21 protein-coding genes are annotated in these 26,996 nt (G+C 41.8%); 11 read left to right on the forward strand and 10 right to left on the reverse strand.

All coding sequences use genetic code 11. The features are described from left to right. The first annotated feature begins 105 nt into the window (after positions 1-105). Positions 106-1,572 carry a response regulator gene (locus tag ACM0OY_RS14520; protein WP_414569543.1) on the forward strand — a complete coding sequence of 489 codons (1,467 nt, stop codon included), beginning with the start codon at positions 106-108 and terminating at the stop codon, positions 1,570-1,572. A 30-nt stretch (positions 1,573-1,602) separates the two neighbouring features. On the opposite strand, the gene ACM0OY_RS14525 is transcribed toward ACM0OY_RS14520, so the two are convergent. Both ACM0OY_RS14525 and ACM0OY_RS14530 read right to left on the reverse strand, forming a co-directional pair. Then, positions 1,603-3,282: a response regulator gene (locus ACM0OY_RS14525; protein ID WP_414569544.1), complete on the reverse strand. Its 1,680-nt coding sequence runs from the start codon at positions 3,280-3,282 to the stop codon at positions 1,603-1,605. A gap of 2 nt (positions 3,283-3,284) precedes the next feature. Beyond that, positions 3,285-8,789, reverse strand: a complete 5,505-nt coding sequence (locus ACM0OY_RS14530; RefSeq protein WP_414569545.1) for a PAS domain S-box protein — start codon at positions 8,787-8,789, stop codon at positions 3,285-3,287. Positions 8,790-8,944: 155 nt separating this feature from the next. Between ACM0OY_RS14530 and ldpA the strand changes: the two genes are divergently transcribed. The 3 genes from ldpA to ACM0OY_RS14545 all read left to right on the forward strand — a co-directional run bounded on the left by ldpA (position 8,945) and on the right by ACM0OY_RS14545 (position 12,748). Next, a complete protein-coding gene (gene ldpA, locus ACM0OY_RS14535; RefSeq protein WP_414569546.1) occupies positions 8,945-10,120 on the forward strand; it encodes a circadian clock protein LdpA in 1,176 nt (391 codons plus the stop codon). An 84-nt stretch (positions 10,121-10,204) separates the two neighbouring features. Next, positions 10,205-11,935: a R3H domain-containing nucleic acid-binding protein gene (locus tag ACM0OY_RS14540; RefSeq protein WP_414569547.1), complete on the forward strand. Its 1,731-nt coding sequence runs from the start codon at positions 10,205-10,207 to the stop codon at positions 11,933-11,935. Positions 11,936-12,139: 204 nt separating this feature from the next. After that, complete coding sequence (locus tag ACM0OY_RS14545) at positions 12,140-12,748, forward strand: hypothetical protein (protein WP_414569548.1); 609 nt, start codon at positions 12,140-12,142, stop codon at positions 12,746-12,748. Between the two features lie 204 nt (positions 12,749-12,952). Here ACM0OY_RS14545 and ACM0OY_RS14550 read toward each other — a convergent pair whose 3' ends face one another. From ACM0OY_RS14550 to ACM0OY_RS14560, 3 genes are all read right to left on the reverse strand, one after another. Then, positions 12,953-14,017 carry a tetratricopeptide repeat protein gene (locus ACM0OY_RS14550; protein WP_414569549.1) on the reverse strand — a complete coding sequence of 355 codons (1,065 nt, stop codon included), beginning with the start codon at positions 14,015-14,017 and terminating at the stop codon, positions 12,953-12,955. Between the two features lie 48 nt (positions 14,018-14,065). Continuing rightward, positions 14,066-14,851, reverse strand: coding sequence for a toll/interleukin-1 receptor domain-containing protein (locus ACM0OY_RS14555; protein ID WP_414569550.1), 786 nt, complete (start codon positions 14,849-14,851; stop codon positions 14,066-14,068). 349 nt (positions 14,852-15,200) lie between these two features. Beyond that, positions 15,201-15,923 carry a LuxR C-terminal-related transcriptional regulator gene (locus tag ACM0OY_RS14560; RefSeq protein WP_414569551.1) on the reverse strand — a complete coding sequence of 241 codons (723 nt, stop codon included), beginning with the start codon at positions 15,921-15,923 and terminating at the stop codon, positions 15,201-15,203. A gap of 88 nt (positions 15,924-16,011) precedes the next feature. Between ACM0OY_RS14560 and ACM0OY_RS14565 the strand changes: the two genes are divergently transcribed. Continuing rightward, positions 16,012-16,713: a DJ-1/PfpI family protein gene (locus ACM0OY_RS14565; RefSeq protein WP_414569552.1), complete on the forward strand. Its 702-nt coding sequence runs from the start codon at positions 16,012-16,014 to the stop codon at positions 16,711-16,713. A gap of 123 nt (positions 16,714-16,836) precedes the next feature. Here ACM0OY_RS14565 and ACM0OY_RS14570 read toward each other — a convergent pair whose 3' ends face one another. Continuing rightward, positions 16,837-17,523: a LuxR C-terminal-related transcriptional regulator gene (locus ACM0OY_RS14570; protein WP_414569553.1), complete on the reverse strand. Its 687-nt coding sequence runs from the start codon at positions 17,521-17,523 to the stop codon at positions 16,837-16,839. Between the two features lie 100 nt (positions 17,524-17,623). Here ACM0OY_RS14570 and ACM0OY_RS14575 point away from each other — a divergent pair, with 100 nt between their 5' ends. From ACM0OY_RS14575 to ACM0OY_RS14585, 3 genes are all read left to right on the forward strand, one after another. Continuing rightward, positions 17,624-18,280 (forward strand): DUF3386 domain-containing protein, encoded by a 657-nt coding sequence (locus tag ACM0OY_RS14575; protein WP_414569554.1) that lies wholly within the window; start codon positions 17,624-17,626, stop codon positions 18,278-18,280. Positions 18,281-18,442: 162 nt separating this feature from the next. Next, the gene (locus ACM0OY_RS14580; protein ID WP_414569555.1) at positions 18,443-18,760 is read left to right on the forward strand and encodes a hypothetical protein; all 318 of its coding nucleotides are present in this window, start codon (positions 18,443-18,445) and stop codon (positions 18,758-18,760) included. Continuing rightward, on the forward strand, positions 18,757-19,122 hold the full coding sequence (locus ACM0OY_RS14585) for an aspartyl protease (RefSeq protein ID WP_414569556.1): 366 nt from the start codon (positions 18,757-18,759) through the stop codon (positions 19,120-19,122). Before ACM0OY_RS14580 ends, ACM0OY_RS14585 begins: the two co-directional genes overlap by 4 nt. A 63-nt stretch (positions 19,123-19,185) precedes the next feature. On the opposite strand, the gene ACM0OY_RS14590 is transcribed toward ACM0OY_RS14585, so the two are convergent. The 3 genes from ACM0OY_RS14590 to ACM0OY_RS14600 all read right to left on the reverse strand — a co-directional run bounded on the left by ACM0OY_RS14590 (position 19,186) and on the right by ACM0OY_RS14600 (position 22,170). Then, positions 19,186-20,040 carry an ABC transporter permease gene (locus ACM0OY_RS14590; protein WP_414569557.1) on the reverse strand — a complete coding sequence of 285 codons (855 nt, stop codon included), beginning with the start codon at positions 20,038-20,040 and terminating at the stop codon, positions 19,186-19,188. Positions 20,041-20,229: 189 nt separating this feature from the next. Then, a complete protein-coding gene (locus tag ACM0OY_RS14595) occupies positions 20,230-21,048 on the reverse strand; it encodes an ABC transporter permease (protein WP_414569558.1) in 819 nt (272 codons plus the stop codon). Between the two features lie 129 nt (positions 21,049-21,177). After that, positions 21,178-22,170 carry an ABC transporter ATP-binding protein gene (locus ACM0OY_RS14600; protein ID WP_414569559.1) on the reverse strand — a complete coding sequence of 331 codons (993 nt, stop codon included), beginning with the start codon at positions 22,168-22,170 and terminating at the stop codon, positions 21,178-21,180. An 86-nt stretch (positions 22,171-22,256) separates the two neighbouring features. Here ACM0OY_RS14600 and ACM0OY_RS14605 point away from each other — a divergent pair, with 86 nt between their 5' ends. From ACM0OY_RS14605 to ACM0OY_RS14615, 3 genes are all read left to right on the forward strand, one after another. Then, positions 22,257-22,649 (forward strand): carboxymuconolactone decarboxylase family protein, encoded by a 393-nt coding sequence (locus tag ACM0OY_RS14605; protein WP_414569560.1) that lies wholly within the window; start codon positions 22,257-22,259, stop codon positions 22,647-22,649. Positions 22,650-22,782: 133 nt separating this feature from the next. Further along, positions 22,783-23,604, forward strand: coding sequence for an alpha/beta fold hydrolase (locus tag ACM0OY_RS14610; RefSeq protein ID WP_414569561.1), 822 nt, complete (start codon positions 22,783-22,785; stop codon positions 23,602-23,604). 134 nt (positions 23,605-23,738) lie between these two features. Further along, positions 23,739-24,854, forward strand: coding sequence for a redoxin domain-containing protein (locus tag ACM0OY_RS14615; RefSeq protein WP_414569562.1), 1,116 nt, complete (start codon positions 23,739-23,741; stop codon positions 24,852-24,854). A gap of 195 nt (positions 24,855-25,049) precedes the next feature. Here the strand turns inward: ACM0OY_RS14615 and ACM0OY_RS14620 are convergent, their stop codons facing one another. Further along, positions 25,050-26,993 carry a protein kinase domain-containing protein gene (locus tag ACM0OY_RS14620; protein WP_414569563.1) on the reverse strand — a complete coding sequence of 648 codons (1,944 nt, stop codon included), beginning with the start codon at positions 26,991-26,993 and terminating at the stop codon, positions 25,050-25,052. Positions 26,994-26,996: the final 3 nt, after the last annotated feature.

A 26,996-nucleotide genomic window follows, 5' to 3' on the forward strand; every position in this document is an offset into this window, starting at 1 on the left:
TAATGAAATCAATATACCAATAATCCTAGATTACTTTTATATTTTGCTTTATGAATTTTGGGTGTTCAATTCTTACCTAAATCCTTATAAACATAGTTTTTGATAATGCATTTAAATCAAATTAACCATCATAAAAAAAATATTTTAGTGGTAGATGATACCCCAGATAATTTGCGGCTTTTGTCGGCAATGTTGACTGCACAAGGTTTTGAAGTTCGCAAAGCTTTAAATGGTAAAATGGCGCTGACCGCGTGTCAAATGGTTTTGCCAGATGTGATTTTGTTGGATATTAATATGCCAGGTATGGATGGCTATCAAGTTTGCCAACAACTCAAAGCTGACGCTAGAACTTGCGAAATTCCAGTAATTTTTATTAGCGCCCTTGATGATGTTGTAGATAAGGCAAAAGCTTTTGATGTCGGTGGTGTAGATTATATTGCTAAACCTTTTCATGGAGCAGAGGTTGTTTTGCGAATTGAAAATCAGATTAATTTACGTTTGCTCCAAGTTAAACTGCAAGAAAAAAATTTCTTACTCCAACAAGCTCTTGATAACTTGAAAACCGCCCAAGTTCAACAAATTCAAAACGAAAAAATGGTAGCCTTGGGGCAGTTAGTAGCTGGAATTGCTCATGAAATTAATAACCCGATCAGTTTTATCTATGGCAATCTTCAATATGCTGGTCAATATGTACAAGACTTAGTAAATATAATTGAGGTTTATCAACAAGAATATCTACAACCTACACCAAAAATTCAGCAAATAGCTCAAGATATAGACCTGAATTTTGTGATTAAAGATTTGCAAAACCTTATAGGTGCAATGTATAGAGGTTCTAATCGGATTCGAGAAATAGTATTGGCACTTCAAAACTTTTCTCGACACGATGAGTCCGAAATGAAGCGGGTAAATATCCATGAGGGTCTCGAAAATACTTTAGTGATGTTACAGCATCGACTTAAAGAAACAGGAAATCGCCCTGCAATTGTTGTAGTTAAAAATTATGGTAAATTGCCTGCAATCAACTGTTATGCAAGTGAACTCAATCAAGTCTTTATGCATCTATTAAATAATGCTATTGATGCTTTAGAAAAGGAAGTAGGGAATGGGGAATGGGGAGATGGAGGGATAGGGAGCAAAGGGGCAGAGGAGCAGAAGGGAAGTAGCAGTAAGCCTTTAGCCTCAGCCCCCCATCCCCTCAGCCCCCCAATGCCCAATACATCTCTACGAGAGGCTGCGCCAACGGCTTCTTGTAGAGATGCTACGCGAAGGCTCAGTACAAGTGGCCAATGCCCCATGCCCCAAATTCGGATTTACACAGAGATGACAAACTCTAATATGGTTAAAATTGTGATCGCCGATAATGGTCCTGGTATACAAGAGTCATTGCGATCGCGTTTATTTGACCCATTTTTTACCACAAAACCTGTAGGCAAAGGTAGTGGCTTAGGATTGTCTATTAGCTATCAAATTATTGTGCAAAAACATCGAGGAGAGATTACCTGCACTTCATCTGTTGGAGAAGGAGCAGAATTTACAATTCAAATTCCCATAGAACAATCTGAGTGTTAATAGAAAAATTCATAATTCACAATATATTAATCACTCCGACGGCAAGACAGGCAGTTTCACAATGAAATTTGTCCAGCCTTGAGAACTGTTAACTTCAATCGTACCTTGGAGATATTCCACTAACTTTTTGACCAATGCTAAACCTAATCCTGTGTTGCCATATTGTCGGCGATCGCTTTGGACAATCGGATAAATTTGGTCAAAAACTTGAGATTGATCTTGTGTCTTGCTTTGAGCAATCCGGTAAAACGGGTCAAATATCCGAGATTGTTCATCTATCGAAATTTCAACTCCAGAATTACTAATTTTAATTTGAAAGTAGGGAACTTTAAGATTATGTAATACACTAGATTCTGCATCTTCATTGATAAGACTTTTTGTGATATCGACGATCTCAGCAGTTACTTGAATCTGTTCATTATCAGGACTGTATTTACAAGCATTGTTCAGTAATTCTGAGATAATTTCCGTCAGACTCGCCAAGTCTGAAACTAAAGGTGGTAAATCAGGATAAACCCTAACTTGCAACATCTGTTGCTGTTCTCGAACACGCGCTTCAAAACCCTCAGCAACATGAGGAAGCCAATTTTGTAGCTGAATTGAAGTTAATTCCAATGGATAGGCATCTGCATCAATCATTCGCATGTACAGCAAATCATCCACTAAATCTAACTCTTGTTCGCACTGGTCACGCATAATATTTAGGTAACGAGCTACAATCTCAGATGAAAAAGATGCCTCTGAATTGAAAACACTCTGCCGATCTAAAATGTTTTCTAGCACGCTAATTGCCATTTTAATGTTTGACAATGGCGTTCGCATTTCATGAGACGTAGTTACTAAAAAATCTTCTTTCAATTGGTTCAATCTTTCGAGTTCTGCCACCTGAATTTCTAATTGTTTAGCACGTTCAGCGGCAAGATTACGTTCTTCAATTAGCCGTCGTTGGGTGTCATCCCGGAAAACCATTACTACTCCTGTAATTACACCATTGTTATCTCTCAACGGAGTAGCGCTATCAGCTACTGGAATAGTTGTTCCGTCTTTGCCAACGAGTAAGACGCGACTGCCTAGATAGATAATAGTTTGTTGTTGAAGGGCTGCGATAATTGGATTTTCTACAGTCAGCTGAGTTTGTTCGTCAATGAGTTTGATGACTTCAGTTAAGATCTTGTCCTTAGCTTCATCCCATCGCCAACCTGTCAGGGCTTCAGCTACTTGATTGATGTATTTTACACGTAATTCAGTATCTACTACAATTACTCCATCACCCATTCCTCGAAGCACAGAAGTCAAAAATTGCTCGCGATTGTAGCGATTGAGGGCTGTTTGAATGGCAACGTAAAGTTCTTGCTCCTTAATGGGTTTGAGAATATATCCAAAGGGAGATGTGAGCGTTGCCCGTTCCACAGTACTTTTATCTGAGTGACCAGTGACGTAGATAACAGGAATTTGCAAATCACGCCAAATTTGGCCTGCTGCCTCGATGCCGTCCATGCCACTACGTAACCTGATATCCATTAAAATCAAGTTGGGACGTAGTTTAGTTGCTCTTGCAATTGCCCCTTCTGCGGAATCGGCAATGTCTAAAACAATGTATCCCAGAGATTCTAAGCTTTCTTGTAAATTGATGGCAAGAATATATTCATCTTCAACAATAAGGACTCCAACTGTCTCCTTTGCATTACTGTTTGATGCGCTCGCAATCATGTCTATGCCCCGGTGTTTGTAAAAGAAATCTTGAATTGTGTTCCCTGGTGACAGTCAATTTCGAGCTTTCCTCTCAACTGCTTGACTAAACCCTGGACAAGGGTTATGCCCAGAGTTTTGGCTTTCTTACTATCAAAATTTTCAGGTAAACCAATACCATTATCTCGAATAATCAGTATCAAAGTAGACTCTAGTTCTTGATAAAACTTAACCTCAATTTCCCCTTGACGATTATCAACAAAAGCGTATTTCAAAGCATTGGAGACTAGTTCATTGATAATCAAGCCGCAAGGAATGGCGGTTTCGATATCGAGGCTAGCATTATCGACTTGAATCTTCAGTTGAATTTGACTGGAACTGACGTTATAAGAATCAAATAAATGAGTTGTTAAATCTGGGATGTATTGAGCGAAATCAATATCAGCGAGATCTTCGGAACGGTACAATTTTTCATGAACTAGGGCAATAGAGGCGATGCGGTTTTGGCTATCGCGCAGAATTGCAGCTACCTGAGGATCTTGTGTACGTCTGCATTGCATTTGCAGCAAACTGCTGACAATTCCTAAATTGTTCTTCACACGATGATGAATTTCTTTAAGTAATACCTCCTTTTCTTTGAGAGAAGCTTTGATTTTTTCCTCGGCTTGCTTATGCTCAGTGATATCTTGTTGGACAGCTACAAGGACGCTTCCATACTCCGGATGCTCAAACACGGAAGTAGTGGCACTACACCAGAAAGGGGTGCCATCTTTCTTAACATTATGAACTTCATAAGTAGCTTCACCGTGTTGGAAAACAGCAGCTCTAATTGCCTGGTTAACATCTTCAGGTGTATTGTTTTCATCGCCGTAGTTGACAAGTGATACATGCTGACCGACTAATTCACCAGGATCATAGCCAAACATTTGCTCAAATTTCGGATTGGTGTAGACAAGAATCGCATCACTAGCTCTAATTAAGCAAATTCCCTCAGCCATATTGCGGGTAATTACTGCTTGCAGTTCTAACATCTGTTGGGCACGTTTGCGATCGCTGATTTCCACAATTACAAAGCCGATACCGATGGGTTGCTCAGCCTGAAAAGGAATTGGAAAGCAGGAAACTAACCACGTCCGGTTGACACCGGGGTGTTTTGGAGTTTCGCCACCGATTTCCAAATCCAGAATCGGTTCACCCATTGTTAAAACATGTTGAAAGATTGGTTCAAGCTTTCGTGCCAAATCAGGGATAATTTCCCACACAGTCTTGCCAATATGCGCTGCTGCGGGGATACCATTCATTTGTGCTAATGCTTGATTCACCAATGTAAAATGCAAATGGCGATCGAGAATGGTTAAACCAACGGGTGCGCTGCTGATAAAAGCATCTAATAACTGTTGCTGATGAGCCAGTTCTCGCTCCAGAATTTTACGTTCTGTGATGTCAATTGCCACCCTACCTACTAGCTTTTGTGCAGACAATCCCAGAATTGGGAACTTATATACTAAGAACTCTCCAAGGGTGCCGTCTGGTCGGGGAGCAACTTCGATTACCTCAAGTACCTGATTTGTCTGTGTTACTGTGCGAATGTGATTAAAATGCTGCTGAGCAATTTCAGCTGGGTAAAGATCAAAAATAGATTGCCCGATCGCCTCTTGAGGTCGTAATTTAAATGTGCGTAAGTATGTTTGATTTAAGTAAAGTACACGCCCGTCTGTATCGGTAATCCAAGCTAGTACCGGACTATTGTTCATAAATGCCTGGAATCGGGCTTCACTTTCTCGCAGAGCTGCCTCTGCTTGCTTATGTTCGCTGATATTAATTATCACGCCCAACATCCGTACAGCTTCGCCTGCTTCATTGTAAACGCCGCGCCCTTTACCAGTGAGCCAATGAATACTAGCATCGGGGTAAATTACTCGATATTCAGCTTCATAATTAGTATGCTCTGCTAGGGCTTTGAATAAAGCCTGTTCAACTCGGTCAATATCCTCTGGATGCATAGAATTGCGCCATAGCCGATACTTGGCTGTTGATGTTTCTGGTTCCAACCCCAGCAAGCGAAAATGGTTGTCGTTCCAGATAACTTCTCCTGTTTTAACATTCCAATCCCAGAGACCGATGTTGTTAAATTCCAAGGTTAGTCTCAATTGTTCTTCACTTCTGGCTAAAGCTGCTTCAGTTTGCTTGCGTAAGTGCAGCTCGTCATAGACATCGCTGATATCCCGATGAGTACCAGTCATCCGCAAAGGGTTACCTTGTTGATCCCGCATGACAACTTTGCCATAGTCGGCAACCCATTTGTATTCACCGGATTTAGTTAGGAGCCGATAGTCAAATTTGTAAGGTACTGAACTGTCCTTGAGGTGGGCTGCCATAATTTCCTCTACCCAAGCCCGATCCTCTGGATGAACTAATCGCTTCCAAGTACTCAAATTTTGCGGAAGTTCATCGAAGGCGTATCCGAGCATTTCTAAATACCGAGGGCTGTAATATACCTCTCCAGTCAGAATATTCCAGTCCCATAAACCATCTCCAGAAGCTTCAAGTGCTAATTGTAGCCGTTCCTCACTTTCTCTGAGGGCTATTTCGACTTGTTTGCGGGCAGTAATATCCGTGACTCGTACTAGGCTCATGACATTGCCAGCAACTGTGATTTGTTTTGCTGCGATGTTTCCCCAAAAGCAATTCCCCTGCTTGGTAACATACTCAATTTCTCGACTCCAAAACCCTTGCTCGTTAACTTCTGCGGTTATGGAGTCTAATTCATCAGGGGTAAACTGTTGTTTTTGCAAAGTGTGACCTGCAATGTTAATGAGTTCAGCTTTGCTAGAGGCTGCAAATAGCTTTACTGCTTGCTCATTACAGTCAGTGGTTAGTAATGTTTCTTTATCCACCAAAAAAAGCGCATCAGCGGATTCGTTATAAACAGCTTCTAGCAAGTCTCGGTTACGGATGATTTCTAACTCGGTTTGTTTGCGTTCTGTAATATCTAGAATAGATCCCAACAGCTTAACTGCCTGTCCTTGGGGATTGTAAGCTATCTCTGCTTTAGCCTCAAGGTAGCGGATTGAGCCATCGGGTCGGACAATTCGATACTCAATATTGAAAGGGGTTTTTTGGGCGATCGCTCGTTCAAAATTAGTCTGGAACAGTTCGCGATCCTCCGCGTGAACCATCTGGAGAAATTCTGCTTGGTTTGGTTCTCTTTGACTTGGGTTTAGACCAAAAATGCGAAAAGTTTCCTTTGACCAGGAGCGCTTTTTCTTTTCTAAGTCCCATTCCCAACTGCCTACATGGGCGATTTGTTGAGTAGTGGCTAGCTGGGCTTCACTTTCTCGGAGTTTATCCTCGGCAAGTTTGCGTAAGCGAAGCTCGTCGTAGACATCGCTAATGTCCCCAAGTGAACCCACTAATCGCACTGGATTTCCTTGGTGATTCCAAATAGCTTTGGCTCGCGATCGCACCCAGCGATAGCTGCCGTCCTTACACCGCAGACGATACTCGACGTTATAATCTGGAACTTGCCGCAGCAGATAAGCTGCTTGTGCAGCCATGACTCTGGTATAATCATCCGAGTGGATGCGACTACCCCACTCATCATCGTAATTGCTTATTTCGTTGGGTTCATATCCCAAAATTGCGAACCAACGATCAGACCGGAAGGTTTGATTAGTAGAGATGTCCCAATCCCAAATCGCCTCATTAGTACCAGCGATCGCTAATTGCCAACGTTCTTCACTTTGGCGCAAGGTTTCTTCAGTGCGCTTGAGGTCGGTGACATCTACCACCAATCCATCCCAAGCCACACGCCCATCCTGTAACTTGCGTGGTGTAGAACGAAAATGCAACCATTTGAGTTGACCCCTGGGAGTTTGGATTCGCAGCTGAATATCAAACACAGACAAATGACGCATCGACTCGTCAACGGCTGCCTGTAGACGGGGGATATCCTCTGGAATAAACTGGCGATAAAGCAAAGATGAATCTCTGAGTGCATCTTCTACCTTGACTTCCATCAGTCTTTCAATTCCCCCACTCAGGTAGGAAAAGCGATCGCTGCCATCCAATTCCCGGATCACCCGATAAACTGCGCCATTGGGCAGATTATCTCCAATCAAGTACAACATCACTTCACGCTCATGCAAAGCAAGTTCTGTTTGTTTGCGTTCAGTGATATCTCGCCCTTCCGGAATCAACAAAACCACTTGACCGATTTCGTTTTGCAGGGGACGCAGCGAAAAATCGATTGTTGCGACTCGGTTATTTGCCCCAATCACATCAACTTCATAACGGATAAACTCCCCTTGGGCTGCACGGGCGATCGCTTGTTTTAATTGTTCTTGGGTTTGTGGTGAAATTGTCCACCAGTGTGCTTCCCAAAAAGGGCGATTGATGATATCCTCTAGTTTCAGTCCGCCAAAACTGAGCGCAGTCTGGTTTGCTTCCAAAAGAATGCCATTTGGTGTCAATAAACCTGTGAATTGGAAACTGTTGTTGAAGATAGCACGGAATCGGCGATCGCTTTCTTGTAGTGCAGCAGTGCGTTCCTGTACTTTAGCTTCCAACTGAGTGTTCAGGGTTTGTAGATTGTCGTAAAGTTGGGCTTGTTGGATGGCGATCGCTAGTTGCACTGTCAATTGTTTGAGCAATTCCACTTCAAATGTCTGCCATTGTCGGGGGGCAGAACATTGATGCACAATAAATAGCCCCCAAAGTTCCAGATCTGGAGTTCCTTGGCTCTCTAGCACAATCGGGACAACTAAATTCGCCTTTACCTGAAATTGTTCTAATAATTGAATATGGCAGTCACTTAAGCCCGCTTCATAGATGTTCGTGCTTCTCCAGATTTTTCCTTGACGGTATTCTTCCCTCTGGTTTTCCTGAAAACAACTGCCTTCAATCTCAAGTCCTAAACTTGGTGTCCATTCAGGTAATACCGACTCCGCTACAACTCTGTCCTTGATTTGAGGTGTTATTTTATATACTAGTACCCGATCGGTCTTGAGTAACTGGCGAACTTCTTGAACACTAGTAGCAAGGATGTCTTGAAGTTTGAAAGATTGGCGGATACGCAGAGCGATCGCTCCAACTAGGCGTTGTTGTTCCTGCTGCTGTTGTAGCTGCTGCATGAGCTGCATTTGCTTGATTGCTCCATGAATTGCTCGGCACAAACTGTCACGAGTCAATTTTCCCTTTACCAAATAATCATGCGCTCCATTCTTGATGGCTTGGACTGCGATCGCTTCATCACCCTGTCCAGTCAGCATAATTACTGAAATTTGGCTACCTTGGGTTTGCCTTTGTAGCTCAGTGAGAAATTCCAGCCCATCTAAATCCGGCAATTGATAGTCCAACAAAACCACATCCGGTGTTGTAGCTTGACAACTGTGCAGCGCCTCCTCCCCAGACTCAAATTCGTAAATATTGTAGGTGTGGCGATCGTCTTGCTCTAACAAGCGTCGATATAAAGCTCTGTCTTGGGCAGAGTCTTCCACAAAGAATACAGTTGTTGAATCGGCTGTCATGGTGACCTTTCTTGAAATATGGGGAGTAGGGAGTGGGGAGTGTGGGGAGATTAGAAAAAAGCTTCCCACACCTCCCAATGCCCCAAATCAGGAAATCCGGACTTTTTATTGATTACACACTACTATTTTTAGTCGCATAAACGCATAATAGAAATGTGACTGATCTGTTCGCCCCTTTACAATCCCTCAAACAAGGTCACTGGTTCAAGCTCATCTGCGGAGCCAGTTACCAGCATCTGCCGGCAGTCAGAAGTTTAACGTTAGCCTACACTTTGGCGGGCGCTGACTGCATAGATGTCGCAGCTGATCCGGCGGTGATTGCAGCAGCGCAAGCAGCGCTACAAGTAGCCAAGGATTTGGCTAGGGATGCCCAGGAGCGAGGCTTTGACTACAAAGGCAATTCACCTTTTTTAATGGTCAGCCTGAACGATGGAGAAGACCCCCATTTTCGTAAAGCAGAATTTAATTATACTCAGTGCCCTACAGACTGCCCTAGACCCTGTGAAAGGATTTGTCCGGCACAAGCAATCGTGTTTAACAGTATAAAAGAAGAATTTTCGGGAGTAATAGCTCAAAAATGCTATGGCTGTGGTCGTTGTATACCAGTTTGTCCATATGATATAATTTATACAAGTTCATATATGTCAACGCCGGGAGCGATCGCGCCATTGGTAATGTCAACGGGAGTAGATGCCGTAGAAATCCATACAAAAGTTGGGCGGTTGGCAGAATTTGAGCAATTGTGGCAAGCAATTTTACCGTGGGTAGATCGACTTAAGCTAGTAGCTATCAGTTGTCCCGATGGCGAGGGGATGACTGACTACCTAAAAGCGCTGTATAACCTGATTACCCCACTCAAAAGTGCTTTAATTTGGCAAACCGACGGTCGCCCCATGAGCGGTGACATCGGTGATGGCACCACCTTAGCAGCGGTGAAATTAGGGCAAAAAGTTTTGGCAGCTAAGTTACCAGGATATGTGCAGTTAGCAGGCGGCACAAATAGCTATACCGTTGCTAAGTTAAAGGCAATGGCACTGCTTAAAGAGGTAGAGGAAGAGGACACGGGGACGCGGGGACGCGGGGACACGGAGAATTCTTTCACCGCGTCCCCGCGTCTCCCAGTCTCCGCGTCATCCATCGCTGGGATTGCCTACGGTAGCTACGCCCGTGTACTGCTGTCACCGATTCTTGAACAATTAGAGAATAAGGAGGTGAGTAACACAAATTTTAAAACTACAGTTCATCTAGAAGAAGATGAGGAATTACTTTGGCAAGCTGTAGAGCTAGCCCATTCTCTCGTTTCCCAGATCAAGTCACAGCAGGAGTATTAATTACTCGTTCTGGACAAATTCCCACACCGGGTTCTCCTGCACGCAAATGTCCTCGCTATCTCTCAAAACGTCACCATAGAAAGCATGACGATTACAGACGATCTCCAAAAGTTATTAGACATTTTGCCCCAAGACCTGCGACAAGTACTAGAGAGTCATCCCAAACGAGATAGTTTAGTTGAAGTGGTCTTGGATTTGGGTCGTCGCCCAGAGGCTCGCTTTCCTAATCAAGCCGAGTATCTGAGCGAAACACCCGTTACTCAAGAACAGATAGATGATTGCATTCAACGAGTTGGAATTTTTGGCGGAGATAATCGGGCAGGAATTGAGCAAACTTTGCATCGGATCAGTGCTATCCGCAACCGGACTGGTAAGATTATTGGGTTGACGTGTCGCGTCGGCCGGGCGGTGTTCGGAACCATCGGTATGATCCGCGATTTGGTAGAAACTGGTAAATCGATTCTCATGCTGGGGCGTCCAGGCGTGGGCAAAACTACTGCCTTACGAGAAATTGCCCGTGTTTTAGCGGATGATCTGCTGAAACGAGTTGTGATTATTGACACGTCCAATGAAATTGCCGGGGATGGTGATGTTGCTCACCCCGCCATTGGTCGCGCTCGGCGGATGCAAGTGGCTCATCCAGATCAACAGCATCAGGTGATGATTGAAGCAGTGGAAAACCATATGCCAGAAGTCATCGTCATTGATGAAATTGGCACGGAACTGGAAGCTTTAGCAGCTCGTACCATTGCTGAACGGGGTGTACAGTTGGTAGGTACTGCCCACGGTAATCAGATTGAAAACCTGATCAAAAACCCCACCCTGGCTGATTTAGTTGGGGGTATCCAAGCTGTGACTCTGGGAGACGACGAAGCTAGACGCCGAGGTTCTCAAAAGACTGTTTTGGAACGCAAAGCACCTCCGACCTTCGAGATTGCTGTGGAAATGTTGGAACGGCAGCGCTGGGTTGTACACGAAAGCGTTGCTGACACGGTAGATAATCTGTTGCGCGGGCGTCAGCCTAGCCCACAAACGAGAACCGTTGATGACCAGGGCAAAGTCGCCATTACACGGCAGTTAGCTGTGGTTAACGGTCGCGGTGGGCATCTAGCGACAGGAGAAGAATCTTTCTCTTCCGGGCGACAGTCGAACGGCTGGCGTTCATCTGGACAAATGGTAGCACTGCCAGCGTTGCCTGTAGAGCGGGTAACTGGACGTAGTGAGTTTGACCGCTTGCTGGATGAATCCTTCAATTATTCTGAGAGCATTGATTTGGATGCTACCAGACAGCCGGGCCCAAATGGCGAAGATTTGCCATTGCACGTTTACCCCTATGGCGTTAGCCGCCACCAACTCGAACAGGTAATCAGCGTGCTAACTTTACCCGTGGTATTGACAAAAGACATAGATAGTGCTGATGCAATATTAGCACTGCGATCGCACGTCAAAAACCACGCCAAATTACGCCAAATGGCCAAAGCCCGCCATGTGCCTATCCACATGATTAAATCCAGCACCATCCCGCAAATTACCCGTGGCTTGCGGCGGTTGCTGAACATGGACGACCCCGAAATGGCCGACGACCGAGAACTGCAACTGTTGTTGCACAGTGGTAGCGATGACGAAATGGACGCCTTGGAAGAAGCTAGACTTGCTGTAGAGCAAATTGTGATTCCCAAAGGACAGCCAGTGGAGTTGTTGCCCCGTTCTCCCCAAGTCCGGAAAATGCAACATGAGTTGGTAGAACACTATCGACTCAAGTCCCACAGCTTTGGCGAAGAACCAAATCGCCGACTCAGGATTTATCCGGCGTAACCTGACCCCAAACCCCTCTCTCAAAGGATGCTGTTGGCGAATCAGGGGTATCAGCCCTGAGTGGTTCAAAATATTGGGTAGGGGCGAACGGTTGTTCGCCCCTACAGCAAACTTGCAACGATGAGCAATTCTGATATGAGAGATATGACCCCCTATTTGCTAGCTATATCGCAAAGAGAGAGGGGATTTAATGAGAGAGAGTTGATGTCTTATAGAGAGTTTTCTCTGAGAAAAGTAAAAAAAGACTTTAACCTTACCCTTGTGGAAGGCGGACGATTTTTGCCGCCTATAGAACCAATTTCACCTAGCCCTTTGTTGGCTGAATTTTTAGCAGAAAGTATTCAGTTAGCAATTGCAATGGGTTCTGAAAAAGCGAGATCGGAATTGATTATTAGCCCAATATTGTTTGAAGTCCGAAAAATTCTCAACAGACAAATCAGTTTTTTCTCGGGAGAAGAATTTAATGTTGAACCAGAAATTGGACTTGCGGGATTTTGTGATTTTCTAATTAGTCTTTCACCAGAACAGTTATTTATTGAAGCCCCAGCAGTGGTGATTGTAGAAGCCAAAAAGGAAAATCTCAAAGGTGGTTTGGGGCAGTGTATTGCAGAAATGATAGCTGCTCAAAAGTTTAATAGCAAAAACGAAAAAACTATTGCTACTATTTACGGTAGTGTTAGTAGTGGCAACCTGTGGACGTTCCTCAAGTTAGAGGACAGGACTGTAACTATTGATTTAACTGAATATTTAATTCCGCCAGTAGAGCAAATTTTAGGTATTTTGGTGTGGATGATTCAGTCGCAATCAACTTAAGTTTGGGTTTCGTTTGATTTAATAGATAAAATAAAATCATCAAAAATTACAAACACTTCTGATGAATAAGCCATATTGATATTCGCACTCATGATGAAGTTTATTGAAAAATTAATCGAAGGCGATCGCATTACCGATATTGTGATAAATCGAAGTTAATTGTTATTTTTACTCATTATTAAATTTAGTACAGTTCAGATATATTTAATTGGCAAATCGGGGCGGGTTCTGCTGAAGCCTCTTGAGCCTAGAACGCATTCTTTTGACTCTATCTTTTACTCCTTGTTTTTCGTATAGAGTCGCTGCCTTCTGATAATTTTTAATTGCTTGTTGTTGATTGCGTAAGTTTTTATCATAAACAAAACCAAGAGCTTCATAGGTATCGGCTGAGTCAGGAGAAAGCCGAATAGCTGTGTTGTAGTCGTCAATTGCTGCCTGGTATTTTTGTATATAATATTGAGCATGACCACGTTGTATATATGCCACAGCATTTTTAGGCGCAATTTGAATAACCTGGGTGTAATCTTCAGACGCTCCTTGATAATCTCGTCTATCAAGCTTATCTTGTCCCTGAGTTAATAAATTATTGATTGGTATCTCTGGCGAATAACTACAAAATCTTAATAAGACTGCAACTCCAATAATACTAGCAGCAATACCAACTGAGATAATCCGTACATTTATACCTAAAATAATTCTGTTTAAAAAATGGTTGGAAATGAAACGGTTGATAGATGCAAAAATTTCAGATTTTTGTTGCTCTCGAATCAGTTGTAGTTCTCGCTGTTCTTGTTGTATTTTCTCGACTTCTTCCCTAATTTTTTCAACAATATTTACAAATGCATCATCTTGCCTTCGCCAAAACTTACTAGTTATAGGTTCACCATTGTCAGGTAAACACTGTAGATGCCCGAATGGTGTAGCTTGCCAGTTATCAATTGGGCGGAGTTTAACAGGGATTACAGAGGCTTTTCCAGCGTTGTACCGTTCCATCGCCCGCCTCGTCATATTCTTACAATCGTCTGCTGCCAAAAAGTCTGGACTAACCAGGAGTACAATCACTTCACATGTATTCAGGTGTTGGTAACTTTCCTGTTTCCAGTCTCTTCCAGCCAGCGTTTGACTTCTATGCCAGTTTATACCTACTCCTAGTAGTTTCAAACTGCTAAGGTGCGGTTCTAAGTCTCTCCATAATTTTTTATCTTTGGGAGAGTTCGAGTGGACAAAAAAAAGTTTTATAGTTTTGGTAGATGTCAGCAAGAAAGACATAAATTCCGATTTACGTAGTTTTTATGTGAAGATTTTGAATAACTGTCTTTAATCTGTTTCGTCTGCTATTTGCTGGACTGTTTCTGCAAATTCTTCAGCAATCTGAACGAATGCTTCATTCTGATTTTTCCAAAATCTACTGTCAGTTACAAATTTGCCATTCTTGGGTAAATACTGGAGGTTGCCAAGCCGAGAATTTCCCAATTTTATACTTTGCCAACTTGCAACAGGAATGAGTAGAATAGGAATGACATTAGTTTCTTGTGCATGGCATTTCTCGATTGCCTTTTTAACCTCAGATTGGTGGTAATCCACCATAAAATTTGGACTAATAAGCAGGAGAATTATATGAGATGAATTCAGTTGTTTATTAATTTCAAAATTAATATCTTTTCCTGCTCTTATTTTCTTTTGATACCAAAGCTTAATATCGCCTTGGATTTCCATATTATGGAGAGATTTTTCTAGATTATTTCGGAGTTTTTCATCTTGTTTAGAGTGATATACAAAAACTTCTATAGCTTCAGTGCTTGATAAGACTTCAAAAGTTTGATGTGCTTTGCTTTGCGGTGTACTATATGGGATTATTTTTGTATGAGAAAGCAATTGTAATTGTGCTTCAATATCACTTAACTGACAATTAATCTCATTTAGTTTGGCCTCTTCATTTTGAATCTGTATTCCTAATTTAAATTCTACTGCGGTATCTGCCTCAATAGCCCGAGCTGTTCGCAACCGCTTTAATTTTTCACTTCGGAGTTCCCACTCAGCCAGAAGTGTTTGCTGCGATTGCTGTAATCGCTGCTGCTGTTCATTAATTAAGCTTTTAGTCATTTTAAATGTTAGATTTCGAGTATGTATTAATTTATGCTTTATATTTTACACTAGTAGAAATACTGCTTGAAATAATTATATAAAATTACTTGCGAAGTTTTTAGGTGAATTTGAGTAATTAAAATAGACAAAGGAAACTTTGCCTTTCCTGATGTGCGTACCGCAATACTAGAACAACAGTCTGACGGACTTTTTTCAAGTTCGACAAAGAAAAATTTTTGTAGCTTTCTTTATTTTTCTACCGCAACAATTATTATCAATTAAATATCTGTGCGATCGCAGCCAATTACCGTGCTATTATCCTATTCAATAAATGAGTCTTAAGATATTGCCAAATATTTAACATTTTTTAATTTAAAATATCTCGCAATTGTGCGACCATCTCGGCACGATTTGTAACTTCCAATTTGCTAAACATTCTTTTTAAAGCTTGTTTGACAGAATTTTCTTGAATCCATAAAGTTTTACCAATTTCGGCATTTGTTAACCCTTGTGCTACTAGTTCGGCAATTTGAGTTTCACGCACAGTTAAACGATTTGCTATTGAAGAATTTATTCTTGTTTGTCGCATCTCGAAGGTTGCGAGACAGGCTGACAGATGTGTGCAAACAGCGCTTAAATCAGAAATATCTTGATGATTAAATGCTGGTGTGTCACCCACACGGGCAAAATGAACTGCACCGATGAGACTACCACCGCCGATTATTGGGCCAGTCATAATATGTTCGTGGTCATAATAACCACAACAATTTTGATAAAGTTCGCATTGCTTCCAACCTTCTGGAGGTAACACCATTTGTTCATGTGCTGGGGCATGGTGTTCGACTACATATTGCATTATGGGATCGACAGCCCGACCGACTTTTTCATATAGTTCTACAAAGGTATCAATATTGGGCATACCGTGGACATCTACTGCAATATAATGCGTTCGCAATTCATCCAGTAGATAAATTCCCCAACGTTGAACGCCAAAATGTTCGCCAACTCCATCCATAAACCGCGATCTGAGTTCGCGCCGATCGCGAGAAGCAGCTAAAGCTTGAAATAATGTATGAAGAGAATTAGCCATTGAAATGAAACTGTACTCTTTCGAGGACTGGGCAGATTTGATTGTCACTTTTACGATATTCCATAACACTCATTCAAAGAAGTTAATCGTGACAAATCAAGCTAAATATCACATTGGCCTACTGATTTATCCTGGGATGACTCAACTTGATATCACCGGGCCGCATCAAGTATTCGCTATGATGCCTGAAACTTGTGTTCATCTATTGTGGAAAACTTTACAGCCAGTCACCAGTAGCGAGGGAATGACGATATTACCTACAACTACCTTTGAAAACTGCCCATTACTGGATGTTTTGTGCGTACCTGGGGGTGCTGTGGGACAAGTAGAAATGATGCGGGATACAGAGGTGTTGGAATTTCTGAGGCTACAGGAGAAAACAGCAAAATATGTTACTTCTGTTTGTACTGGTTCTTTGATTCTAGCGGCGGCTGGATTATTGCAGGGTTACCGCGCTGCTTGCCATTGGGCGTTTCGTGACCAGTTAGCAATGTTGGGGGTTGAGGTGGGAACTCAGAGAGTAGTAGTCGATCGCGATCGCATTACAGGTGGTGGTGTGACTGCTGGGATTGATTTTGGCTTGGTAGTTGCTGCTCATCTGTGTGGTGAACAAACAGCTAAGTTAATTCAATTGCTGCTAGAGTACAACCCTGCGCCACCTTTTAATTGCGGTTCACCAGAAAATGCTGGAGAGGCTTTAGTTGCACAGGTGAAAAAGTTCGGGGAGAAGCTAATTGAGGCGTCTCTTACACAAACAAAGGAGACAGCATCGATATTATCCCTGTCTTGATATCCTGTTTGAATCAAACATATCGACAATCAAATTCTCCAAGAATGTCGGCTGGCGCATCAGGCAATTCACAGTATTTGCTAAATCTATAGCTTGTACCAGTTTGCAAAATGCGCGGGCGACTCATAAAATTATCCTTGATGAAACTTGTATATCTTGCAGTTTTGCGACCATTTCTGCACGCGCTGAAACCTTCAATTTACGAAACATTCTCTTGAGGGCTTGCTTGACAGAATTTTGGGTAATCCAGAGTCTTTCCCCAATTTCTGCATTCGTTAATCCCTGCGCTACCAATTCAGCAATTTCTAATTCACGGGTTGTTAGAGGACTTACTAACAGAGAATTGGATATTTTTGGTTGGGCGCGTAGAGTTGCCATTTTGGCTGACAAATGAATGCATAAAGCGCTCAAATCAGCTAAATCATTGCCATTAAAAGGGGGATTTCCCTTATCGCGAGCTAGGTTAAGGGTTCCGATCAGACGACCATCGCAAACAATTGGCCCAGTCATGACGTGTTCGTGGTCATGGCGGGAGCAAAAATGCTTCCAGTCTCCTGGAGATAATAATAATTGCTCGTGAGCCGGAGCGTGACGCTCAACTACGTAACGTCCCACTGGATTGCTCTCTAGGCATACTGCCGGAATGCCCGGAACATCAATCTCAGCGGTTGGTTGTTCATCTAGGAGATAGATACCCCAATTTTGCACGCCAAAATGGTCGCTAATTTTGTCCGTCAGAGCTAGCCTGAATTCTTGCTCGTTTTGGACGTTAGCGATCGCATGAAATACGGCGTGAAGAGAATTAACCATAAGTGTACCCAGTTGGGGACTATCCAAGCCTCAACAATTACTTCTATGCTAATACCAAGAATACTAAAACGCTAATTACAGTAGCGACTAGGAGAAGCACATGACAGTTACACAACTCTCTGCTCAGGAACTTTTCCGGGCTGCTTATGAGAACCGCTATACTTGGGACAAAAATTTCCCCGGTTATACCGCAAATATTACCTTTAAGCATGATGATAAGGTCTTCACAGGCAAAGTAGTTATCAGCCCCAATCTCAAAGCCGAAGTTTTAGACGTAGATGACGAGTCAGCAAAGCAAGCAATTCACGGCCAAGCATGGGAAATCGCAATTCACCGCGTCCGTCGCAGCTTTGAAGATACCCACAGCGCCAATACCTTTAGCTATGGTAAGACTGACGAAACTGGTGCAGTTGAGCTTTTAATGGGTGGTAAGGCTGAGGGCGATAAATACAAAGTCCGCAATAATGAAGTGTGCCATGTTCACCGTCTCATTCACGGTACTTATGTCACAATTGACACCTTTAGCAGTCATGATACTGGCGAAGGTTACTTGTCTCACACCTATGATTCTGTCTACCACGATCCTAAAACTGGTGAACAAAAGGGCGGTAGAAGCGAATTTACTGATGAGTACGAAAAAGTTGGTGATTATTTCATCTTAAATCGCCGCGAAATTCATACCCAAATAGATGGACAAGTATCGATTCAGGAATTTATTTTCTCTGATATCAAATTGTTGGAACCTGTTGCTGCTTAAGTAATATTTGGCATTATGAATTAAAGCGATCGCTCTTTATTTTCAAAGAGCGATCGCTTTTATTTTTTGGTGTGTTGTTTTCTGAAAATTGAAAGGCGATCGCCTCAGATATAATCAATATATAAAAACTCAACCGCTACTATTTAGTAGATGGTAAACAAAATGACACAACTATCTTCTAATCACACGCCGCGTCGAGGAAGAGTTTTTCCAGAACGTCAACTATCACCTGAAGAAAAAGCACGACGCAAGGCTAAAGATGAATTATTTTATCAGCGTTGTCGAGTAGTATTTGATAGAGTTCAACCAGAATTAATCAAGGAACACTACGACTGGTTCATAGTTATTGAGCCTGATAGTGGAGACTATTTTATAAATCCGAATGAAGATGTTGCTAGACAAAAGGCTCGTGAAAAATATTCTGACAAAATGCGTCTCATGATGCGAATCAATGTGACTGGAGCCTGCGGTAGAATATGATTTTCGGCGAATTTAACAGTAAAGGCGAGTTAATTTTTGAAATTAGTTTGATTGCTGCTGATGGTGATATGATCCCAGTTCAAGCACTACTAGATACAGGCTTTACTGATTGGTTAGCAATTGATAATCAAGATGCTCTGAGTTTGGGATGGTTGCGCGAGGCTCAGAGAGACGATATGCAGACGGCGAGGGGATTAGCGCAGTTTAACCTCTATCAGGGAACTATGCTTTTAGGTGAGGAAGAGTTCATTATTCCAGCATTGGGAGGAGATGAACTGCAAGATATTCTCTTGGGTGTACGTTGGTTAGAGATAAAACGATTAGTGGCAGATTTTCTAGCAAGAGTGTTGACATTAGGGTAAGAGGTTATTTTGGAAGTCAAAATAAAATTAATAAAATTATTGTTACCTAGAGGCGCAGCACTATTAGCTACCAGTTGAACAGTAGTATCGCTCCCCTAATTTCCAAAATTGAAGCGCAATTATCAAAAATAAAATGCCTGCCATTGGAGAGACGTAACAAAACCACAAAGGGACTAAAAATGTATCTTGTTTTTCCAGAACTGCAAGCAGAGGAAAATAACTTACACAAGCAAGCGGTATGAAGTAAGTGAAAAATCTTTGAAACCACTTGCTATAAATTGAAAAAGGGTATTGAGCAGTTTCCACTCCTCCATAAGTAAGGATATTCATAATTTCCAAAGATTCAATAGTCCAAAATGTTATAGTTGCTTGCACAATAACGATACCTAAAAAAAGTGCGATCGCCCCAATAAACGAACTGCACAAAAGCCACAATGTTTTCACATTTAAAGGAATGTGGAGAGTTGAAAGCGACCACCACATAACAACAATTCCCTGAGAAAATCTTCCGATTCTTTTCAAGGTAAACTCTGTGCCTAAAAGTTGAAGTACTGTGGTACGTGGACGAAGCAGTAAACGGTCAAAATCACCGTTCTTAATTATTCTTCCAAATGAATCAAACCCTCGTCCTAAAGCATCAGCACAGGCAAAAGAAATATTAACCATTGCATAAAAGAGCGCAACTTCACTCAGAGTCCACGTACCAATACTATTAAAACGGCTAAAAAGTGCCCAGATTCCAAAAAATTCCACCCCAGTTCCTAAAAGCTGCCCTACAACTTGAAGCAAGAAGGACACTTTGTATTGCATTTGCGATTTTAAAGATACGGAGATGTATCGAAGGTAGAGAAAAAAATCATTTAAATACATATTAATTTTTGATGAAAAATATAAACTGAAATATCTATTAATATTCAATAGAATTTTGGATAAATATTTTTTCTCACCCAGAGGCACAGAAGCGCAGAGAAGAGAAAGCAAAGAAAGACTTTTGCAAGATATATAATTTTTTAGATTTTTCCTTGCTGTGAAATTTTTATATTAGGATTATAATCAAAAAATTTAAAGTTGAGTTTTTAATAATTTAGTCCAAAATATAAAATTTTATCATCCTCCTTGAATCACCAGTTTTTTCACACCACCATTTACAAGGAAACGCCCAAGGATAACTATGATAAATATCCAGAAAGTTTGATGCAACAATACATTAAATAGCTCATTTGGTGGAAGATTCCCAGTAAAAAGTCGAAAAGGGTGGTCGATAAGTCCTGAGAAAGGAAGTGCATTTAGCAAAGGCTTAATCCACTCAGGAAAAAGTGGCAAAGGAACGATCATGCCAGAAAAAATAATAATCAAAGTGGGTAGGATACTATTAATTCCTTCACCAGAAAGTGTCCACATCATTGATACAGTAAGAAGCATAGTTAATGCAGACGAAAGCACAATTGCAGCAATAAAGGACAGAGAAAAGGCAACGAAAGCTGCAAATGAGGGTGGAAAAGAAAGCGATCGCTCCGAAAACCCTATTAACGGAAAAATAAAAATTGTTAGAGAAAGAAGAGGAATAGCACGAAGGATAACGGGTGCTGTGCGAAGCGCCAAAGCACGAGTAAACCAAAAATTATAAAGGTCTGTGGGTCGCAGCAGATCGTAGCCGACTGCACCGGATCGGATCAAATCCTGAATCTCGCGATCGCCTGACCAAGGAGCAACCGCCATCAAAAATGCTTGTCCCAGCCATACATATCCCACAGCTTCCTGAAGCGTCATCGGTTGACTAGAGGTTGTATGAGTGAAAAATGCCTCTAGAACCATCACTTTTACAAACCCCCAAAAAAACTGAGTTGCAACCCCAGCCAAGGCAGCTGTACGATATTGCAACAACAGCGCAAATCTCGCAATAAATAGTGACCAATATGCTTTCATAACTAATAGCAAATAAGCAGGAGAATTCAGCAGTCAAAATTCAGAATTAAGTATTTAAATCAGCTTAATCCTTGATTAACATACCAATAACTAATAACTAATGACTAATGACTAATGACTAATGACTAATTAATATAAAACTCCTCCTGATTTTGCATAAAGTTCAGCAACTATTTCCTCAATCGGTGGATTTTCTACAAAAAGATCCGCAACTTCGTTTTTAGAGGTAACTTGACTAATTAAAGATGCAGCAGAAAGCTTTGTGGGATCGAAGGACAGAGTTACTGTACGACCTTCTTTAAAGACGATACTAACTCCTTGTTCTTCAAAGAAGAAATCATCATTTATGAGGTCTATTCTTAAGTACCGACGCGAGGAAACTTGAGAACGCAACATTGCCAAAGTTCCATCACAGAGAATCTCACCGCCACCAATAATAATGATGCGATCGCACAATGCCTCGATATCATCCATATCATGGGTAGTCAAGATAGTAGTTACTTGATGAGTTTTATTCAGTGTTTTGATAAATTTTCTGACTGCAAGCTTTGAAACCGCATCAAGACCGATAGTCGGTTCATCCAAAAACAGAATTTCCGGTCTGTGTAACATTGCTGCTGCAAAATCACATCGCATCCTTTGACCAAGGCTTAACTGTCTGACAGGCGTAAAGAGAAAACTCTCAAGACCAAGCAAATCAATCATTTCTTGGCGTGTCTTTTGATATTCTGAATCGGAAACGCGATAAATATCCCGCAGCAAATCGAAAGACTCAATCACTGGTAGATCCCACCAAAGTTGCGATCGCTGGCCAAACACTACTCCAATACGGGCAACATGACGGATTCTATCTTTCCACGGAGTTCGCCCGCCAACTATACATTTTCCGCTCGATGGTACTAAAATACCACTTAAAATTTTAATAGTAGTCGATTTCCCCGCTCCATTTGGGCCGATGTATCCTACAAGTTCTCCCTGTTCAAGGGAAAATGAAACTCCTTTCAAAGCATGGACAACTCTTTTTTTTCGCTGCACAAGTCCTCGGATTGAACCGAAAAACCCAGAGGAACGTTCAGACACAAAAAAAGTCTTTTTCAAGTCTTCGACAAGAATCTGAGGCATATATTACTGGTCTTTTTTGTTAGTAAGACGCTCTATATTACAATTTAGGTGCTCCCACTTATTGGGAAACTAAATCCAAGCGAAATATGACTAAGCTAATTGAGTACGAAGAAGCCAGCGACGAAGTGCGTGCTGTATACGACGACATCCGCGCCACGCGTCAAAATGACTATATCAATAATTTTTGGAAAGCGATAGCTAACCATCCTCCCACCTTGCAACGAACATGGCAAGCGGTGAAAGAAGTTATGACCACCCCTGGTGAAATTGACCCATTGATGCGCGAACTGATTTATATTGCGGTGAGTGCGACAAATGGCTGCGAGTATTGCATTGCCTCACATACAGCATCGGCGCGTGCCAAGGGAATGAATGATAACATGTTCGGGGAACTAATGGCGATCGCTGCCACTGCCAATATGACTAACCGCCTAGCCAATGGCTATCAAATTCCTGTGGATGAGCGATTCAAAACATAGAAATTTCTACTCATAAAGTAAAAAAATAATCACCATAAATATGAGAGGTTAAGAAGCATTTTTCCTCTTTATATTCTCTTTTGCCTTGTTCGATAATTTTTGATGTTCCCAGTTATTTCTATAATTATTGACTATGCCAAAGGTTGACATTAACGGGATTGATTTGTTTTATGATATTAAGGGAAAGGGTGAGCCTTTGCTATTAATAGCTGGCTTTCTTTGCGATCATGCTTATTGGTCGCTGATTATGCCATCTCTGATTTCACACTATCAAGTCATTCGCATAGACAATCGAGGTATGGGGCGAAGTTCTGCTCCTAAAAACCTTTATAGTATCAAAGAGATGGCTGATGATGTTGCAGCCTTGTTGGATCGTATCGGTATTAAGAAGGTGCATTTAGCAGGCCATTCAATGGGTGGCCAAATTGCCCAAGAACTAGCCTTAGCATACCCTCAAAAAATACAAAGTCTGATGCTACTTTCATCTTTGGCAAAAGGTGATGAATTATTCAACAGCATCATAGAAACTTGGGGTGACCTTCTTAGTAATGTAGACTTGAAACTATATGAAAAAATCGTATTGCCTTGGATATTTACAGATGCATTCTATTCAATTCCGGGAATGATCGAAGGTTTAATTGAATTTGCCATCAAATATCCCTTCCCACCTGCGACTCATTCAGTTTATCATCACAGCCGAGCCATGCTTGACTTTGACACAACAGATCGTCTTCAACAAATTCATTGTCCAACCTTAGTTATGCTTGGAAAACAAGACATTCTCACCCCACTAAAGTTTTCCCAGCAACTTGCTCAAGGTATTCCCAACGCTGAACTTGTAGTCATCGACCGTGGTGGTCATGGCTTCTTGATTGAGTCTTCAGATGCTGTAGCGTCAGCAATGCTTAATTTTTTGCGAAAGTTAAAGCCTGCTTATACTAATTTCGGATTTTAGTCATTAGTCATTTGTTATTAGTCATTTGTCATTGGTAATAAATCGAAAATTTTCTCATCCGAAATTCACAAATCCTCTGATTTATCTGTGCGGTCAATCCAAAATCTAAAATCTCAAATTGTCTAATTTATCCTATGCAACCTCTTACTGTTGGCGACCCAATTCCCTGGTTCATTCTTCCCTCAACCTCAAACCCAAGTTTTCACTTTAATTCGGTTGGCGGATACCGTAGCGTTTTGTTTTTTTTCGGAAGTTCTAAAAACAATTATCTTCGCCAGATTATTGATGATTTTTCCAACCGACAGCAACAATTTGCTGCCCATCGAGTGCCATTTTTTGGTGTCAGCATAGACCCAGATGACACTTTTTTGGGAGACTTAATCGAACATAAAACTTATTTTAAATTTCTTTGGGATTTTGAACGAAAAGTTAGCTTTCAATATGGTGTTTGTCAACCAAAAAATCAGGGAAGTAATGAACTAGAATACAGACCAACAATTTTTGTTCTGGATGAAAATTTACGAATTATCAAAGTTTTGCTAATTTCACCTACTACTCATCCTTGCGAAGAAGTGTTTGAGTTTATCAGTAGCTTACCTGCGATCGCCGAAAATATTCCCGCAGCCAGACAAGCGCCTGTTTTATTTATACCCAATGTTCTAGATCAAAGCTTTTGCCAGCATTTAATTAATTTGTACGAAGCAGATGGTGGTGAAGAGTCTGGCTTTATGCGGCAAATCGACGGCAAAACAGTTGGAGTTTATGACTATGAATTTAAAAAACGTCGAGACTATTTAATTTCTGAACCTCAATTATTAAAGCAAATCAATAATCTGATTATGCGACGGATTAAACCAGAAATTGAGAAGGCTTTTCAATTTAGTATCACTCGCTTTGAACGCTATCTTGTATCCTGTTACGAAGCAACTGATAAAGGCTTTTTTAATCGTCATCGTGATAATACTACTAAAGGCACTATCCACCGACGGTTTGCTATGTCATTAAATCTGAATACTGGCGCTTATAAAGGCGGCGATTTGCTGTTTCCAGAATATGGACTCCAGCTTTATACTCCAGATGTTGGAGAAGCAGTGATTTTTTCTTGCTCATTACTGCATGAAGCTACCCCTGTCATCAGCGGACGGCGTTTTGTTTTGTTGTCGTTCTTTTACAACGAAGAAGATGCTAAGTTACGGCAAGAAAATAGTAAGTATCTTGTACTCAAGAACAGCGATACTGATAATCAGTAAAAAGCACTGCTATTATGAACAAATTTGAGCTAATCTCGCTGCATGTTTTCTACGACTTAATCCCAATACTTGAGAAGTTCTATCGGTCTGAGGTTTAGACCCTCTTACGAGAGAATAAATTTTATACTGGATAAACAGCTAACTTTATAGGACGGGCGAGACGCCCATCCTACAAGATGATGATGTCATCAAATATTAGCTATAAATGCGATCGCTATTAGACAAACTTTGCTGGTTGGTTGAGTTTTTAGAAGATTGCCATTGAGTATATATAAAGGTTACTACTGCTAAAGTTAGTCCAATTGCTAAGATGATTCCCAAGATTTTCAAGAAATTAGGAGTATTTCCCGTAGCTGAGTGGTCATTTAGCCTTGGTTGGTAAATAGTGTCATCAGTTGGCACGCGTGGTCTGTTTTCATGAGATGCAGGCCGCGGTTGATACAAAGTTCTATCTAGCTGCGCTTCTGGTCTGCCAGTATTAGCCACAGGCCGCGGTTGATACAATGTTTTATCTGTTGGTAGTGGCTGTGTACCTGGATTGGATGCGGGTCGTGGTTGATATAATGTCTTATCTGGTGGTACTTGTACTCCACCTTGATTAGATGCGGGTCGCGGTTGAAATAAGGTCTTATCTGGTGGTACTTGTACTCCGCCTTGATTGGATGCGGGTCGCGGTTGAAATAAGGTCGCATCCGGTTTGCTGGGATTGGGGTTATTCACAGGACTTTGTTGAGGATTGTTATTCTGTGGTTGACTTTGCTCAACTGGGTTAAATGGTCTAGGAACAGTTTCGTGATTTGAACCTTGATTGTGCCTATTAGGAAGCGGAGGAACAGTTTCGTCAAGTTGGTTTTGGTCAATCAGGTTAAATGGTCTGGGAAGGGTTTCGTGATTTGAGCCTTGATTATAGGCATCTGGAGGGCGAATAATTGTGTCGTCGTTCGATTGTCTGGGAAGGGTTTCGTGATTTGAACCCTGATTATAGGCAGCTGGAGGACGAAGAATTGTGTCGTCGTTCGATTGTCTGGGAAGGGTTTCGTGATTTGAACCCTGATTATAGGCAGCTGGAGGGCGAAGAATTGTGTCGTCGTTCGATTGTCTGGGAAGGGTTTCGTGATTTGAGCCTTGGTTGTAGAGAGGTTTTGGCGGCTGCACAGTAGCCTGTCCAGGTACACTATTAGTGCTTGTGGCAAATTTGGCAGCAGCTTGCAAAGCGCGATCGAGTTCTTCTACCGTGGTAAATCGGTTAGCTGGGTTCTTGTAGAGGCATTTCATTACCACTGCTTCTAATTGTTCAGGCAAATTCTCGCAGCCTGGTTGCTCCCGCAGTGGTTTTGGTGGCTCATAAGCATGAGCTAATACCCAGGAAGCTTCGCTGATATGACTACCCTTAATGCTAATCCCAAAGGGATCGGCTGCACTCAGCATTTCATAAAGGATAATCCCTAAGCTGTAAATATCACCCCTAGCATCCAGGTTTTTATCACTTTGGATTTGTTCCGGAGGTGCGTAGCGAAATGTACCAATGAATGTACTGGTGATATTTGTAATGTTGGTGTTTTCCGAAGATTCACTACGGATTTTGGCAACACCAAAATCTAAAACCTTTACCCACTCTCCCAAATCTGTGGGTACCAAAAATATATTATCTGGTTTCAGGTCACGATGAATTACCTGATGAATACGCTCAGTGGTTTTTCCTCCATCCCGTTGCAGAGTCACTCCTTGATGGGCAAGCTGTAGACCTTTGCAAACTTGCGCCATAATTTTTACAGTCCGCTCAACAGATAGCCGCTTTTCACGCAGCAATAATTGTCTGAGGGTTTGTCCCCGTAAATATTCCATTACGTAAAACGGAAAGCCTTCTGGAGTGACTCCACAATCACTAATTTTCACGATGTGGTCACTTTGTAGAGCAGCACAGACAGCTATCTCACGCTCAAAACGCTTTCTCATTTCTTGTGAAGCCACCAGGGTATCTTTAAGCAACTTTAACGCTACCTGCTGACCTACACGGGTGTCCATTGCCAGGAAGACTTCTCCCATGCCACCTCCGCCTAACCGTCGGTCTAACCTATACCGCTGGTTATCACCTATGAAGCGGCCATTCCAAGAATTTGAAGAAGGTGGGGATTTCATCAG

It is taken from the genome of Nostoc sp. CCY 9925, from assembly GCF_963920935.1.
Taxonomy (GTDB): domain Bacteria; phylum Cyanobacteriota; class Cyanobacteriia; order Cyanobacteriales; family Nostocaceae; genus Nostoc.

Bases quoted from the DNA above. Each gene is read 5' to 3' on its own strand.
- ACM0OY_RS14605 (WP_414569560.1), top strand. From the start codon at position 22,257: ATGACTAAGCTAATTGAGTACGAAGAAGCCAGCGACGAAGTGCGTGCT.
- ACM0OY_RS14615 (WP_414569562.1), top strand. From the start codon at position 23,739: ATGCAACCTCTTACTGTTGGCGACCCAATTCCCTGGTTCATTCTTCCC.
- ACM0OY_RS14575 (WP_414569554.1), top strand. From the start codon at position 17,624: ATGACAGTTACACAACTCTCTGCTCAGGAACTTTTCCGGGCTGCTTAT.
- ACM0OY_RS14585 (WP_414569556.1), top strand. From the start codon at position 18,757: ATGATTTTCGGCGAATTTAACAGTAAAGGCGAGTTAATTTTTGAAATT.
- ACM0OY_RS14545 (WP_414569548.1), top strand. From the start codon at position 12,140: ATGTCTTATAGAGAGTTTTCTCTGAGAAAAGTAAAAAAAGACTTTAAC.
- ACM0OY_RS14530 (WP_414569545.1), bottom strand. From the start codon at position 8,789: ATGACAGCCGATTCAACAACTGTATTCTTTGTGGAAGACTCTGCCCAA.
- ACM0OY_RS14555 (WP_414569550.1), bottom strand. From the start codon at position 14,851: ATGACTAAAAGCTTAATTAATGAACAGCAGCAGCGATTACAGCAATCG.
- ACM0OY_RS14550 (WP_414569549.1), bottom strand. From the start codon at position 14,017: ATGTCTTTCTTGCTGACATCTACCAAAACTATAAAACTTTTTTTTGTC.
- ACM0OY_RS14600 (WP_414569559.1), bottom strand. From the start codon at position 22,170: ATGCCTCAGATTCTTGTCGAAGACTTGAAAAAGACTTTTTTTGTGTCT.
- ACM0OY_RS14525 (WP_414569544.1), bottom strand. From the start codon at position 3,282: ATGATTGCGAGCGCATCAAACAGTAATGCAAAGGAGACAGTTGGAGTC.
- ACM0OY_RS14610 (WP_414569561.1), top strand. From the start codon at position 22,783: ATGCCAAAGGTTGACATTAACGGGATTGATTTGTTTTATGATATTAAG.
- ACM0OY_RS14570 (WP_414569553.1), bottom strand. From the start codon at position 17,523: ATGGTTAATTCTCTTCACGCCGTATTTCATGCGATCGCTAACGTCCAA.
- ACM0OY_RS14560 (WP_414569551.1), bottom strand. From the start codon at position 15,923: ATGGCTAATTCTCTTCATACATTATTTCAAGCTTTAGCTGCTTCTCGC.
- ACM0OY_RS14540 (WP_414569547.1), top strand. From the start codon at position 10,205: ATGACGATTACAGACGATCTCCAAAAGTTATTAGACATTTTGCCCCAA.
- ACM0OY_RS14620 (WP_414569563.1), bottom strand. From the start codon at position 26,993: ATGAAATCCCCACCTTCTTCAAATTCTTGGAATGGCCGCTTCATAGGT.
- ACM0OY_RS14520 (WP_414569543.1), top strand. From the start codon at position 106: ATGCATTTAAATCAAATTAACCATCATAAAAAAAATATTTTAGTGGTA.
- ACM0OY_RS14595 (WP_414569558.1), bottom strand. From the start codon at position 21,048: ATGAAAGCATATTGGTCACTATTTATTGCGAGATTTGCGCTGTTGTTG.
- ACM0OY_RS14580 (WP_414569555.1), top strand. From the start codon at position 18,443: ATGACACAACTATCTTCTAATCACACGCCGCGTCGAGGAAGAGTTTTT.